The following is a 13,945-nucleotide window of genomic DNA, read 5'->3' as shown; positions in this document are numbered from 1 at the left end:
AAAAGAATACGTCAATGAAAACGTTCACAATATAAGGGGGAGATGTGTGATGAAGTATGGAAAACGACTGCTGATGATGGTATTGGCCTTACTGCTTTTTGACTCAGCTTATGCGCAAGCAGCTGGACACAACCATCAAACAAACCGCGTGCTTATTGTCGATCAAAAAGGAAATGGGACATTTCGAACGGTTCAATCTGCCATTGATGCGATACCAGTGAACAATCAACAGCAAACGACGATATATATTAAAAATGGTGTGTATAAAGAAAAGATTCTCCTTCCGCAAAATAAGCCGTATGTGTCCTTTATTGGAGAAAATCAGTATCAGACGATTCTGACGTATGATGATACAAATGCAAGCAGCGGGAGCACAACCAATAGCTCAAGTACAATGATTCGGGCAAATCATTTTTACGCAGAAAATATCACGTTTCAAAATACAGCTGGCCGAAACGCAGGGCAGGCGGTTGCCCTTTATGTATCCGGGGACCGGGCTGTGTTTAAACACGTACGTGTTCTCGGTTATCAAGATACACTTTATGCCACAGGCACAGGGAGACAATATTATGAAGATTGCTATATCGAGGGCACGGTTGACTTCATCTTTGGTTCAGCAACGGCTGTATTTAAAAGAGCTGAAATAAAAAGTCTTGGAAACGGGTATATTACAGCGGCATCCACAACAGAAGCTCAAAAGTATGGCTACGTTTTTATTGATTCCACATTAAATAAAGGAACGGCTGCGTCTCAATCTGTGTACTTAGGCCGTCCATGGAGACCTCATTCGGCCGTCACGTTCCTCCAAACAAAAATGGATGAACATATTAAAGCTGAGGGATGGCATAACTGGGATAACAAAGACAACGAAAGAACGGCTAGATATCAAGAATATGGATCAACGGGCGCAGGGAGTCATGTGGCAAACCGGGTGAAGTGGTCAACGATATTAACAAAAAACGAAGCAAGTCAAATCACCGTTCAATCCGTACTTAGCGGAAACGATGGCTGGAATCCTGAAAAAAGGTAAAAGAGGCTTGTCAGTTTTCGTCAAAGAAAGCTGACTTTTCTGTTTAAAAAACCTTTGAGAACAAACGTTCTTTTGTGTATAATGAACATAATCTGCTAAATTTGGCTGCTTTTCTAAAAAGGAGGGATTGCGTGAAACGTTTCTCACAGGTCATGTTTTTACAACTATGTATTTTGTCGATGTTATTTCTCCCTTTTTCAGTGAAAGATGAACAACTAACGGCTCATGATGATCAATCAAAATGGATCACTTCTTTAGACGAATTCATTCGAACAGCACCTGATTTAGAGGGCGCAATTGCTGGCATCAGCGTACGCGATACTTCTGACACTTCTCTTCTTTATGAACATCAAGCGGACATCCGTCTGACTCCTGCTTCTAATATGAAATTACTCACATCTGCTATCGCACTAGATCTACTGGGTGAAACACACACTTTTCCAACAGACGTTTGGATAGATGGTTCAATTCACAAAAAAACATTGCACGGCAATCTTTATCTCCGAGGCACTGGAGACCCGACATTGTTAGAAAGCGATTTTGCCGCATTAGCCAAACAAGTCAAAAAGGCCGGAATACATACGATTCATGGACAGCTTTTAGCTGATGATACTTGGTTTGATGACACAAGGTATTCCATCGATCTGCCGTGGAGTGATGAAGATCATTATTACGGCGCTCAAATATCTGCTCTTACTGCTTCACCGAATGAGGATTATGATGCAGGAACGATCATTCTCGAAGTTAAGCCGGGAAAGAAAGCAGGGCAGAAGGCCAGCTATGAGATGATCCCGAAGACTGACGTCGCTCAAGTTGTCAATCAAGTGAAAACTGTGCCAGAAGGCGGAAAGAAGAAAATATCTTTTAAACGCTCTCACGGTACAAACAAAATTACACTGACTGGAACGATTCCGCTAAAAGCATCCTCGTCTAAACAATGGGTCGCATTATGGGAACCGACAACGTATGCTTTAGACTTAATGAAACGAGCATTAAAGGCTGAGGGGATTCAGCTGAAAGGACCACTCCAAACAAAACAAGTTCCTAAAAAAGCGAAAAAAATCGCTTCCCATACATCAATGCCTTTATCCGATCTTCTTGTTCCGATGATGAAATTAAGCAACAATACACATGCAGAAATTCTGTTAAAAGAACTTGGGAAGCGGGTAAAGAACAAAGGGAGTTTTGACAAAGGGCTTGACGTGCTGAATGAACGTCTTCCTGCCTATGGCATAGATGCATCTATGACTGTGTTGAGAGACGGATCAGGCATATCACCGATTAACCTTGTTTCTGCAAATCAATTCACGTTATTTTTGACAAACATTCAAAAGGAAAAATGGTTTAACACCTATGTCCATGCACTTCCGTTAGCTGGGGCAAGTGAGCGTATGGTGGGAGGTACATTAAGAAATAGATTGAAAGAACCAGCTACACTAGAAAAAGTGCGTGCAAAAACAGGTACGCTATCAACGGTCAGCACACTATCTGGATATATTGAAACGCAGAGTGGAAAAACGCTTGCTTTTTCCATCTTATTGAATCATCTCGTTGATGACGAAAAAGGAAAAGAGATAGAAGACCGCATTGTCAGCATGTTAGCTGAGGATCTTTAGACAGAGAAGGAGAACCATCATGACGTTAGATAATAATCAATCTTTAGTAAAAACCATGTCGATCTTTCTAATTCCACTTTTATTAAGCAATATTTTGCAATCAATTGGACAGCTTGTTTCCATTGTGCTTGTCGGTAGATGGATTGGAGAGGATGCAGTAGCTGCGATTTCTGCATTCTTTCCACTTTTCTTTTTACTTGTTTCTTTTTCCATTGGGATTGGATCAGGGAGCTCGATCCTTATTGGACAAGCATACGGAGCAAAAAATGAGCAGAGGTTAAAGGAAATTATCGGTACAACGCTTTCGTTCACCTTTTTAATCGGACTTTCTTTAGCTATCATTGGAGGTTTTTTTGCCACAGATATTTTACATCTGATGGGGACACCTGCAAATATTGTGGAGGAAAGTGCGGCATATGCCAGAATCCTATTCATCTCCATGCCCATCTTATTTCTTTATTTTGTCTATACAACTTTTTTACGAGGAACAGGAGATTCAAAAACACCATTTTATTTCTTAATGATTAGTACAGGAACCAATATTTTATTGCTGCCAATTTTATTATTCGGCTGGCTTGGTTTACCGGCATTTGGTTTATATGGTGCTGCGTATTCTTCTGTGATTTCTACAATCGTTACGTTTATCATTCTTCATATCTATCTTTATAAAACAAAGCACCCGCTGCGCATTGATGCGTCGGTTAGAAAGCATTTATTGATGAAAGGGGATTTATTAAAAACGCTATTAAAGTTAAGTATCCCTTCTAGTATTAATATGATTCTCATTTCTTTATCAGAAATTGCTGTCATTTCTTTTGTCAACGATTATGGATCACAGGCGACCGCAGCTTATGGCGTTGTCAATCAAGTCGTAAGTTATGTACAGATGCCTGCAGTGAGCCTTGGTATTGCGGTTTCTATCTTCGCCGCACAATTCATTGGCGCAGGAAACATGAATCGTTTGAAGGATGTCATTAAAATTGGGCTGGGGCTAAACTTTGCAATAGGCGGATTGATTATTATTTTCGTCTATATTTTCGCACCGCAAATTTTATCTATCTTTTTAACAGATCCTGCAACGATCGACATTGCATATAGTTTGGTCGTGATTACCCTATGGAGCTATCTCATTTTCGGAACAGCACAAATCGTTGCAGCCACAATGAGAGCAAGTGGCACAGTTCTATGGCCGACCATCTTTAGTATTTGTTCCATTTGGCTTGTTGAAGTACCAGTGGCTTATGTGCTATCACATCATACATCGCTTGGGATCAAAGGAATCTGGATAGGATATCCTGCAGCCTTTTTTGTAAACTTATTGCTCCAATACGGCTATTATCGACTGGTTTGGAAGAAAAAGCAGATTGTTGCACTTGTCCAATCATAATGTGAGCCTATCATCTGGCATATATATACGAAGATCGATTACTTTGTAGGGGGTCTGATCTTCTATGTTTTTAAACCAAAGAAGTGAGCTCAGTTCATATGATATCGGTGACTTCACTTATGCTGGACCAGATTTTCAAGTCTTGACGTGGGGAGAAGGAACAACGCTGAATGTAGGAAAGTTTTGTTCCATCGCAAACGAAGTAAAAGTTTTTCTTGGTGGTGAACACCGAACAGATTGGGTCACCACATATCCCTTCAATCAAATTTTCACAGATGCTGCCCACATTGAAGGACATCCACGATCAAAAGGGGATGTGTGTATAGGGCACGATGTTTGGATTGGATATGGAGCAACAATCATGTCAGGGCTACAGATAGGAAACGGGGCAGTCATTGGAGCAAATAGTCTGATTACAAAAGATGTGCCTCCATATGCGATTGTCGCAGGGAACCCACAGCGGCTCATGAAATATCGGTTTTCTTCTGATATCATTGAAAAACTTCAGTTATTAGAATGGTGGAATTTAGAGTTTTCGATCATACAGTCTATTTTTCACCTTTTGCAATCTCCTGATATTGACCATTGTATAAACGTAATTGAAGATAGAAAAAAGAAAGGCTGACAGAGCCTTTCTTTTTTTAGCTTAGTTTCGCTTAGCTGAGTCTGATGATGGTAAGTGAGGCACCGGTTGCACCACCACCTATTAGAATGGCTGTTACAACCGCTCCGAAAAATTGTAATGAAATTGTATTTCCTGCTGTTAAATTGACAATAACTGTATTGCTCATAAAAGTTGTAGATACGGCAGACGACTGAATTGAACCTGGAATAGCAGTTGATCCATTCAACCATAGCCTTGTGCTCACTAAAAGTGCAGCAGTGGTATTTACTTGATATGTGATATAGTATTTACCTGTTTGCTGGACTGTGAATGTATCATTTAAACCATTCGGCGTAAATCCATTAATATTTTGATTACTTGGTAAAGCAATGTTCGTACCACCAGCAATAGTAATGATTGTAGGACCTGTTGTATTTCCAGCATAAAGTGCCGTATCAGTTGGACCGCTAGCTCCAGTTGGACCAGTGCTTCCAGTAGCTCCAGTGGCACCAGTGCTTCCAGTGGCACCAGTGCTTCCAGTAGCTCCAGTTGGGCCAGTGCTTCCAGTGGCACCAGTGCTTCCAGTAGCTCCAGTTGGGCCAGTGCTTCCAGTGGCACCAGTGCTTCCAGTAGCTCCAGTAGCTCCAGTGGCACCAGTTACACCAGTTGCACCGGTAGGCCCAGTGGGTCCAGTATCACCAGTTACACCAGTCGCACCGGTAGGTCCGGTATCTCCAGTTACACCAGTTGCACCAGTTGCACCAGTCGCACCGGTAGAACCCGTATCACCAGTTACTCCAGTTGATCCTGCTGCAGCCAGTAATGTGTAGTCTGGGGAAGTATCTGGTGTACCTGTCGGTGGTGCAGTGTTTACTACATACGTACTGCCATTAAAGGTCACTACTTGCCCTACTTGGTAAGAAGGGCTGACTACCGGATCAGCGGCTACAATTCCTGTTAATCCTGCACCAGTTGCACCGGTAGGCCCAGTATCTCCAGTTGGACCAGTGGGTCCGGTATCTCCAGTAACTCCAGTTGCACCGGTAGGCCCAGTAGCTCCGGTAGGTCCGGTATCTCCAGTTGCACCGGTAGGCCCAGTATCTCCGGTTACACCAGTAGCTCCGGTAGGTCCGGTATCTCCAGTTGGACCAGTATCTCCAGTTACACCAGTGGCTCCAGTAGGACCAGTAGGTCCGGTATCTCCAGTGGCACCAGTCGCACCGGTAGGTCCAGTATCTCCAGTTGCACCGGTAGGCCCAGTATCTCCAGTTACACCAGTTGCACCGGTAGGTCCAGTATCACCAGTTACACCAGTGGGTCCGGTATCACCAGTTACACCAGTCGCACCGGTAGGTCCAGTATCACCAGTTACACCAGTTGCACCAGTGGGTCCGGTATCTCCAGTTGCACCGGTAGGCCCAGTATCTCCGGTTGCACCAGTTGCACCGGTAGGTCCAGTATCTCCAGTTACACCAGTGGCTCCAGTATCTCCAGTTACACCAGTGGCTCCAGTAGGACCAGTATCACCAGTTACACCAGTGGCTCCAGTTACTCCAGTAGCACCGGTATCACCAGTTACACCAGTGGCACCAGTGGCTCCAGTAGGACCAGTATCACCAGTCGCACCGGTAGGTCCGGTATCTCCAGTAACTCCAGTTGCACCGGTAGGCCCAGTAGGTCCGGTATCTCCAGTGGCACCAGTAGCTCCGGTAGGTCCGGTATCTCCAGTTGCACCAGTGGCTCCAGTAGGACCAGTATCTCCAGTTACACCAGTGGCTCCAGTAGGTCCGGTATCTCCAGTTGCACCGGTAGGCCCAGTATCTCCAGTTGGACCAGTGGGTCCGGTATCTCCAGTAACTCCAGTTGCACCGGTTGGACCAGTATCTCCAGTTACACCAGTTACACCAGTTGCACCGGTTGGACCAGTGGGTCCGGTATCACCAGTTACACCAGTGGCTCCAGTAGGTCCGGTATCTCCAGTTACACCAGTCGTACCAGTAGGGCCAGTATCACCAGTTACACCAGTCGTACCAGTAGGGCCAGTAGGGCCAGTATCACCAGTTACACCAGTCGCACCGGTAGAACCCGTATCACCAGTTACTCCAGTTGCACCGGTAGGCCCAGTATCTCCGGTTGCACCGGTAGGTCCGGTATCTCCAGTTACACCAGTTGCACCGGTTGGACCAGTGGGTCCGGTATCACCAGTTGCACCGGTAGGCCCAGTATCTCCAGTTACACCAGTTGCACCGGTTGGACCAGTGGGTCCGGTATCACCAGTTGCACCAGTGGCTCCAGTCGGACCAGTATCACCAGTTACTCCAGTTGATCCTGCTGCAGCCAGCAATGTGTAGTCTGGGGAAGTATCTGGTGTACCTGTCGGTGGTGCAGTATTTACTACATACGTACTGCCATTAAAGGTCACTACTTGCCCTACCGGGTAAGTAGGACTTACTACCGGATCAAACGCTTCAATTCCTGTTAATCCTGCACCGGTAGGTCCGGTATCTCCAGTTACTCCAGTAGCACCGGTTGGACCAGTATCACCAGTTACACCAGTTGCACCGGTAGAACCCGTATCTCCAGTTACTCCAGTGGCACCGGTTGGACCAGTATCTCCGGTTGCACCAGTCGCACCGGTAGGTCCAGTATCTCCAGTTACACCGGTTGGACCAGTGGGTCCGGTATCACCAGTTACACCAGTGGCTCCAGTCGGACCAGTATCACCAGTTACTCCAGTTGATCCTGCTGCAGCCAGCAATGTGTAGTCTGGGGAAGTATCTGGTGTACCTGTCGGTGGTGCAGTATTTACTACATACGTACTGCCATTAAAGGTCACTACTTGCCCTACCGGGTAAGTAGGACTTACTACCGGATCAAACGCTTCAATTCCTGTTAATCCTGCACCGGTAGGCCCAGTATCTCCGGTTGCACCAGTTGCACCGGTTGGACCAGTATCTCCAGTAACTCCAGTTGCACCGGTTGACCCAGTATCTCCGGTGGCACCAGTCGCACCAGTAGGTCCAGTATCTCCAGTTACACCAGTAGCTCCAGTTACACCAGTTACACCAGTCGCACCGGTTGGACCAGTATCTCCAGTTACACCAGTTACACCAGTCGCACCGGTTGGACCAGTATCTCCAGTTACACCAGTGGCTCCAGTAGGACCAGTAGGACCAGTAGGACCAGTAGGCCCGGTATCTCCAGTTACACCAGTCGCACCGGTAGGGCCAGTAGCTCCGGTTGCACCAGTAGCACCGGTATCACCAGTGGCTCCAGTAGGACCAGTATCTCCAGTAACTCCAGTTGCACCGGTTGACCCAGTATCTCCGGTGGCACCAGTCGCACCAGTAGGTCCAGTATCTCCAGTAACTCCAGTTGTCCCGGTTGGACCAGTGGGTCCGGTATCTCCAGTTGCACCGGTAGGCCCAGTAGCTCCGGTTGCACCAGTATCTCCAGTAACTCCAGTTGCACCGGTTGACCCAGTATCTCCGGTGGCACCAGTCGCACCAGTAGGGCCAGTATCTCCAGTTACACCAGTGGCTCCAGTAGGACCAGTAGGCCCGGTATCTCCAGTTACACCAGTCGCACCGGTTGGACCAGTATCTCCAGTTGGACCAGTGGGTCCGGTATCTCCAGTAACTCCAGTTGCACCGGTAGGCCCAGTATCTCCGGTTACACCAGTAGCTCCGGTAGGTCCGGTAGGTCCGGTATCTCCAGTTGCACCGGTAGGGCCAGTAGCTCCGGTTGGACCAGTAGCACCGGTATCACCAGTGGCTCCAGTAGGACCAGTAGGCCCGGTATCTCCAGTTACTCCAGTAGCACCGGTAGGCCCAGTATCTCCGGTTACACCAGTAGCTCCGGTATCTCCAGTTGGCCCAGTATCTCCAGTTACACCAGTGGCTCCAGTAGGACCAGTAGGCCCGGTATCTCCAGTTACACCAGTGGCACCGGTAGGGCCAGTAGCTCCGGTTGGACCAGTAGCACCGGTATCACCAGTGGCTCCAGTAGGACCAGTATCTCCAGTAACTCCAGTAGCACCGGTAGGCCCAGTATCTCCAGTAACTCCAGTTGCACCGGTTGACCCAGTATCTCCGGTGGCACCAGTCGCACCAGTAGGGCCAGTATCTCCAGTTACACCAGTAGCTCCGGTAACACCAGTGGCTCCGGTAGGTCCAGTAGCACCAGTTGGACCTCTTTTTACAATCTTAGTATTTGTTTTTTTTCGTCCTTTTGCTTTAGCACAAGTGCTGTGATGTTTAACAACTTTTTTCTTTTTACATTCTCGTTTAAGAAGAGGGCAATCATCAAATAAAGGTCTATCGTGACGAGATTTTCTGTAATGAGGTTGCCAATCATGCTTTTTTCCGCAAAAGGGACATTTGTTATCGTACTGATTATACAAATTCCCCATCTCCTAAAAGTTAATATTTTATTCTATGTGGAAATTTAAAAAGCGGAATTCAGCTAAATGATATTTTTTAGTTCGAAGTTCATCGAATCAAATCATTTAAAAGTTAAATCGTTTTATGTTATGGTGTTGAAAGAATGAAACTAGTATGATTTTTGAAAGAAATGGGGCATCATGTATGAGTCAATCAGTTTTACAACGTGCAGCATATTCCGTGTTAAATTTATCCTCTGTAACAGAAGGTGGCACAATCAAAGAGTCATTTGAACATAGTATGGATTTAGCAAAAAAAGCTGAGAAGTGGGGCTACCATAGGTATTGGCTTGCGGAGCATCATAATATGGAAGGGATTGCGAGTTCAGCAACATCCGTCTTAATTGGATATATTGCTGGAGGGACTGAAGAGATCCGGGTTGGTTCTGGGGGGATTATGCTTCCAAACCATTCTTCACTCGTTATTGCAGAACAATTTGGAACACTGGAGACTTTGTATCCAGGGAGAATTGATTTAGGTCTAGGCAGGGCACCCGGAACAGATCAGTTAACGGCAAGGGCACTTAGACGTAATCTTCATAATGGAGAGGATTTCCCTGAGCAGCTTGAAGAACTTCGGCAATATTTCAAACCGACTGGTCAGGTCAAAAAACATGTAAGAGCCGTTCCGGGAGAAGGATTGGATATACCAATTTGGCTTCTTGGTTCAAGTGGTTTTAGTGCAAGGCTTGCAGGAGAACTGGGACTGCCATTTGCCTTTGCGGCACATTTCTCCCCTAAAAATACCATTCCTGCTTTAGAATTATACAGACAGGCATTTCAACCTTCAGATGTGTTAAAAGAACCTTATGCGATGGTTGGTGTGACGGTTTTTGCTGCTGATCAAACAGAGCGGGCTGAATATTTGGCGACGTCTCATTATCAGCGCTTCTTGAGCCTCATTCGCAATACACCAGGAAAACTCAAAGCCCCTGTTGAAAGTATGGATGGGCTATGGAGTCCATATGAGAAGGCGATGGTGGACGAACAATTAAGTTCGACGATGATCGGGGATAAACAAAAGGTGAAAAAAGAGTTAGAAGCCTTTATTGAGGCGACTCAAGCAGATGAAGTCATGATTAATTCTGATATGTTTGACCATCAAGAAAGAATGCGTTCTTATGAAATCATTGCAGAGATATTTCAAGAGGAACAAGAAAAATAAGAATAAAAAAAGAACTGCCAAGAGCAGTTCTTTTTTATTTATGCTTTAGTAAACACGCGAAATGGTTGTCCAACTGGCAGTACTGTACGACCAAAATGTGTATTCAGCACAACAGCTGCAGAACCATAAAATGAAAGAAGAGAAATAATCAATTCTGCAATACCAGCCATCGTATGAGTCACATCGTACATCACACCAAACGAGCTTAGGGACAGGCCAATGAATAAGAAATCAATAAAGACGAAAATCAAAAACAATACTTTATGTGTTTCCATTGCACCGATCGTCATAAATAAGCTGAAAATCAAATAACCAATAAAAGCAAAACCTAGTTGTTTTGGGTCCGCAGCTCCCGCAAGCGTTTTCCCAAAAACGCCCGCTTGAATGAGCCAAGTGGTTCCAACGCCCATCCAAAAAAGACCGAATGCGCCGAAGGCAGTGGCTCCAAAAATATTATGATGCTTTGAATCTTGTATGGACGCAATCAGCTGCGCGATTCCTCCAAGGAAGATAGCCCAAGGTAAAATAAGAGATGTGCCATCTGTGATTCCTAGTTTTTGTGAAGACGCAACAAGCGTCACCATTGCTAAACCAAACAAACCAAGTGGTGTTGGGTCTGCGATTGATAATCGAATTGCTTGAACATTCTGTTTTTCCATAATGACCTCCTACAATTTGCACTTACAAAAGATACTCGAATTCGATAGAAACGTCAAGCTCTTTTTTAGTAGACACTTGCAACGTCTTCCAAATAAATCTATATTTAATACAATACATCATACATGTGATAGAAAAAGAGGGATGAGAATGAGTAAAGGCTTAGCTGGAAAGACCATTGCCATATGCGGAACAAGAAAAACAGAAGAAATGCGTACACTTGTTGAAAAGCAAGGAGGACAAGCTGTTATTCGTTCTCTTCAGGGCACTGTATTTTTAGCCAAAGAGGAATTGAAGCCAGGCATAGAAACCTTTGTAAAGAAGGGAGCTGACTGGGTCATTTTAACAACGGGTATCGGCACAGACACATTAATTGAAAGTGCAGAAGAGCTGCAGCTTGGAGAAGCATTTATGAACATTTTATCAAGTGCCCATATCGCTTCAAGAGGATACAAAACGTTCGCGGCTCTAAAAAAACACGGCATTCAGCCAGATGTTTCTGATGAAGATGGAACCGTTCGTGACCTCATTTCAAAGTTAGAAGACAAAGAACTTCAAGGTAAACGGGTCATGGTACAGCTTCACGGTGAAAATGCACCAGCTCTCATTGATTTTTTACATCACAAAGGAGCAGACGTTTTGCAGCTCATGCCATATCAGCACACACCCCCTGAACCAGAGGCGGCGGACACTTTGCTTCAAGAAATGAAAGAAGGGAAGGTCCATGCCGTTTGTTTTACAACTGCTGTTCAGGTTCATGCCTTTTTCAAACTAGCAGAAGAATGGGACAAAAAAGAAGAACTGCAACATCTATTCGAGCAGCATGTATTAGCTGTAGCTGTTGGAAAAGTCACAGCTGAAGCATTAAAAGAAGAGGGGATAAGCCGCATTCTAGCCCCATCACTTGAAAGAATGGGTGCAATGATTATGGAATTATCTCAATATATGAAAAAACAATCGACGCACGCATAGAAAAAACGCCTTTCACATGACGAGTGAAAGGCGTTTTCGTTAGGTTGTCCGTTTTCGATTTGTGCGAATTTTTTTCAAAACGAAATACAGTACGATGAGAACGATGGCGATGACCATAATTGGTGTTGTATACGTGTGAGCGACACTTTGAATGTGGTCCCATTTTGTCCCAAGCTGCATTCCAAGGTAAATAAATAGGATGGACCAAGGGATGGCGGCTAATCCGGTCAAAAGAACAAATTTGAGAAATGGCATCTTTGCAATACCAGCTGGAATCGAGATCGCGTGGCGCACGACTGGGATAAAACGAGCTGTAAATACGACACCAGTTCCATATCGGTCAAACCAGCGTTCTGCCGTGGCAATATGATGCTCATGGATGAATAAATACTTCCCATACTTTGTTAAAAAAGGTCTCCCGCCGTAAAGGCCGATCCAGTAAATAAAGCACTGGGCAAGTGTTCCTCCAATAACCCCAGCGATGACGGCTCCAACAAATCCAATGCTTCCTGTTGACACCATATATCCGCCGTAGGCAAGTACAATTTCACTCGGAATAATTTCAATCATCAGTCCAAGTGCAACACCTGCGTAACCAAGGCTTGTCAGCCAGGTTAAAATTTCATTAAACAAGGTTCCCATTCATTTCACTCTGCCTTTAAATACGAATTTTCTTCAAGCATCCTTATAAGAGCCTATGCTTGTTTTGCTTCTCTCATGAGTATGCTTTGCATATATGCTAGCATGGCTGGCCGCATATCATGACGCATTAATCCAATTTCAGCCGCTGCCTTAAATGAGCCCAGCTTATCACCAACGTCAAATCTCATCCCATCTAATTGTTTTGCATAAATGGGTGATTCATGTGCAATGATTTTCAGGGCATCTGTCAGCTGGATTTCGTTCCCAGCACCTCTCTCGATTCCTTGTAGAATAGGAAAAATCGATGGTGTTAACAGATACCTGCCCATCACGGCTAAATCGGAAGGAGCTTCATGAATAGCTGGCTTTTCCACTAAGTCTGTGACTTCAAACACTTGACCGTCTACTCTAGCTGGTCTTATCATACCATACTTACTGACATCTAGACGATCCACTTGCTGGACGCCAATGACCTCTCTTTGTTTGTCTTCAAAGACTTCCATGAGCTGAGAGAGTGCAGGTCTTTCTGACACCATGACATCATCACCTAAAAGGACCGCAAAAGGATCATTGCCAGTAAAATGACGTGCACATAATACCGCATGTCCAAGACCTAAGGGCTCCTTTTGACGAATATAATGAATATTGGCCATATCCGCAATATGTTTGATTTCAGCCAGCTGTTCTTTTTTTCCTTTTTCAAGCAACGTGTGTTCTAGCTCAATCGAACGGTCAAAGTGATCTTCAATCGATTTTTTATTTCTTCCTGTGATAATCAGTATATCTTCAATGCCTGATTGAACAGCCTCCTCAACTATGTATTGAATGGCGGGTTTGTCGATAATCGGCAGCATTTCCTTTGGCTGTGCTTTCGTTGCGGGTAAAAAACGTGTGCCTAATCCGGCTGCTGGTATAACGGCTTTTTTGATATTCATTGAATCATCGCTCCATTTCTGATCGTTTGTTTTCTGATGGAAACACCCATAGGCGGCTTCCAGTAAAAGTGATCATCATGCCAAGAAGGGTACCAATCGCTTTACTAATGAATAATGAGAAACCTGCTTGCTGCATGACATATAAGACAACATAGGTGAGGAGACACGCTGCGCCGTTGACTGTGGCCCACTTGATCCATTCCCACCTGTCCGCTTTCTTTTTTACTTGGAACGTCCATTTTCGATTCCAAACATAACTGTTCAGCATTCCTGCTGTATAGGACAGGCACTGTGCAAGAAAAGAGGGAACAAAGCAAGCAGTGAAAAAAAAGAAGAACAGAAAGTCAATCATCGTATTGCTAGCGCCTACAGTTAAAAATGTGGCATAGGTCCGAATATTTTTCTTTGTCATGCGAAGGATCATCACCTCCTAGTGTTTGAGTGGGTGTATGAATACTGTACAAAAGCGAGTTGACGAATCAGTGAAGAAAAGATG

The 13,945-nt window shown here is 44.8% G+C and carries 11 protein-coding genes; 6 read left to right on the top strand and 5 right to left on the bottom strand.

The window, feature by feature from the left end:
- Window positions 1–49 precede the first annotated feature (49 nt).
- The 4 genes from M2369_RS12765 to M2369_RS12750 all read left to right on the top strand — a co-directional run bounded on the left by M2369_RS12765 (window position 50) and on the right by M2369_RS12750 (window position 4,658).
- Window positions 50–1,030, top strand: coding sequence for a pectinesterase family protein (locus M2369_RS12765; RefSeq protein ID WP_057079440.1), 981 nt, complete (start codon window positions 50–52; stop codon window positions 1,028–1,030).
- 131 nt (window positions 1,031–1,161) lie between these two features.
- Window positions 1,162–2,646, top strand: a complete 1,485-nt coding sequence (gene dacB, locus M2369_RS12760) for a D-alanyl-D-alanine carboxypeptidase/D-alanyl-D-alanine endopeptidase (protein ID WP_259254482.1) — start codon at window positions 1,162–1,164, stop codon at window positions 2,644–2,646.
- 19 nt (window positions 2,647–2,665) lie between these two features.
- Window positions 2,666–4,033, top strand: a complete 1,368-nt coding sequence (locus M2369_RS12755; RefSeq protein ID WP_057079442.1) for an MATE family efflux transporter — start codon at window positions 2,666–2,668, stop codon at window positions 4,031–4,033.
- Between the two features lie 64 nt (window positions 4,034–4,097).
- Window positions 4,098–4,658, top strand: a complete 561-nt coding sequence (locus M2369_RS12750) for a CatB-related O-acetyltransferase (RefSeq protein ID WP_057079443.1) — start codon at window positions 4,098–4,100, stop codon at window positions 4,656–4,658.
- A 31-nt stretch (window positions 4,659–4,689) separates the two neighbouring features.
- Here the strand turns inward: M2369_RS12750 and M2369_RS12745 are convergent, their stop codons facing one another.
- Complete coding sequence (locus M2369_RS12745; RefSeq protein WP_259254479.1) at window positions 4,690–9,048, bottom strand: beta strand repeat-containing protein; 4,359 nt, start codon at window positions 9,046–9,048, stop codon at window positions 4,690–4,692.
- A gap of 175 nt (window positions 9,049–9,223) precedes the next feature.
- Between M2369_RS12745 and M2369_RS12740 the strand changes: the two genes are divergently transcribed.
- The gene (locus M2369_RS12740; RefSeq protein WP_259254477.1) at window positions 9,224–10,243 is read left to right on the top strand and encodes an LLM class flavin-dependent oxidoreductase; all 1,020 of its coding nucleotides are present in this window, start codon (window positions 9,224–9,226) and stop codon (window positions 10,241–10,243) included.
- Between the two features lie 38 nt (window positions 10,244–10,281).
- Here the strand turns inward: M2369_RS12740 and M2369_RS12735 are convergent, their stop codons facing one another.
- Window positions 10,282–10,902 (bottom strand): acetate uptake transporter, encoded by a 621-nt coding sequence (locus M2369_RS12735; protein WP_007499188.1) that lies wholly within the window; start codon window positions 10,900–10,902, stop codon window positions 10,282–10,284.
- A 148-nt stretch (window positions 10,903–11,050) separates the two neighbouring features.
- Here M2369_RS12735 and M2369_RS12730 point away from each other — a divergent pair, with 148 nt between their 5' ends.
- Window positions 11,051–11,872: a uroporphyrinogen-III synthase gene (locus M2369_RS12730; RefSeq protein WP_058337187.1), complete on the top strand. Its 822-nt coding sequence runs from the start codon at window positions 11,051–11,053 to the stop codon at window positions 11,870–11,872.
- A gap of 39 nt (window positions 11,873–11,911) precedes the next feature.
- On the opposite strand, the gene uptA is transcribed toward M2369_RS12730, so the two are convergent.
- From uptA to M2369_RS12715, 3 genes are read right to left on the bottom strand one after another with little or no spacing between them, the layout of a single operon-like run.
- Complete coding sequence (uptA, locus tag M2369_RS12725) at window positions 11,912–12,514, bottom strand: undecaprenyl phosphate transporter UptA (RefSeq protein ID WP_058337186.1); 603 nt, start codon at window positions 12,512–12,514, stop codon at window positions 11,912–11,914.
- A gap of 53 nt (window positions 12,515–12,567) precedes the next feature.
- The gene (galU, locus tag M2369_RS12720) at window positions 12,568–13,449 is read right to left on the bottom strand and encodes a UTP--glucose-1-phosphate uridylyltransferase GalU (protein ID WP_039167895.1); all 882 of its coding nucleotides are present in this window, start codon (window positions 13,447–13,449) and stop codon (window positions 12,568–12,570) included.
- Between the two features lie 4 nt (window positions 13,450–13,453).
- Window positions 13,454–13,861: a GtrA family protein gene (locus M2369_RS12715; RefSeq protein WP_039167903.1), complete on the bottom strand. Its 408-nt coding sequence runs from the start codon at window positions 13,859–13,861 to the stop codon at window positions 13,454–13,456.
- Window positions 13,862–13,945 lie beyond the last annotated feature (84 nt).

This window comes from Bacillus sp. JUb11 (assembly GCF_024807925.1).
GTDB classification, from domain to species: domain Bacteria; phylum Bacillota; class Bacilli; order Bacillales; family Bacillaceae; genus Bacillus; species Bacillus altitudinis.
This window is presented reverse-complemented; position numbering and strand designations above follow the sequence as displayed.

Excerpts from the sequence above, each read along its gene's own strand:
- M2369_RS12765 (WP_057079440.1), top strand. The coding sequence starts at position 50 with ATGAAGTATGGAAAACGACTGCTGATGATGGTATTGGCCTTACTGCTT.
- M2369_RS12755 (WP_057079442.1), top strand. The coding sequence starts at position 2,666 with ATGACGTTAGATAATAATCAATCTTTAGTAAAAACCATGTCGATCTTT.
- M2369_RS12750 (WP_057079443.1), top strand. The coding sequence starts at position 4,098 with ATGTTTTTAAACCAAAGAAGTGAGCTCAGTTCATATGATATCGGTGAC.
- M2369_RS12745 (WP_259254479.1), bottom strand. The coding sequence starts at position 9,048 with ATGGGGAATTTGTATAATCAGTACGATAACAAATGTCCCTTTTGCGGA.
- M2369_RS12740 (WP_259254477.1), top strand. The coding sequence starts at position 9,224 with ATGAGTCAATCAGTTTTACAACGTGCAGCATATTCCGTGTTAAATTTA.
- M2369_RS12735 (WP_007499188.1), bottom strand. The coding sequence starts at position 10,902 with ATGGAAAAACAGAATGTTCAAGCAATTCGATTATCAATCGCAGACCCA.
- M2369_RS12730 (WP_058337187.1), top strand. The coding sequence starts at position 11,051 with ATGAGTAAAGGCTTAGCTGGAAAGACCATTGCCATATGCGGAACAAGA.
- uptA (WP_058337186.1), bottom strand. The coding sequence starts at position 12,514 with ATGGGAACCTTGTTTAATGAAATTTTAACCTGGCTGACAAGCCTTGGT.
- galU (WP_039167895.1), bottom strand. The coding sequence starts at position 13,449 with ATGAATATCAAAAAAGCCGTTATACCAGCAGCCGGATTAGGCACACGT.
- M2369_RS12715 (WP_039167903.1), bottom strand. The coding sequence starts at position 13,861 with ATGACAAAGAAAAATATTCGGACCTATGCCACATTTTTAACTGTAGGC.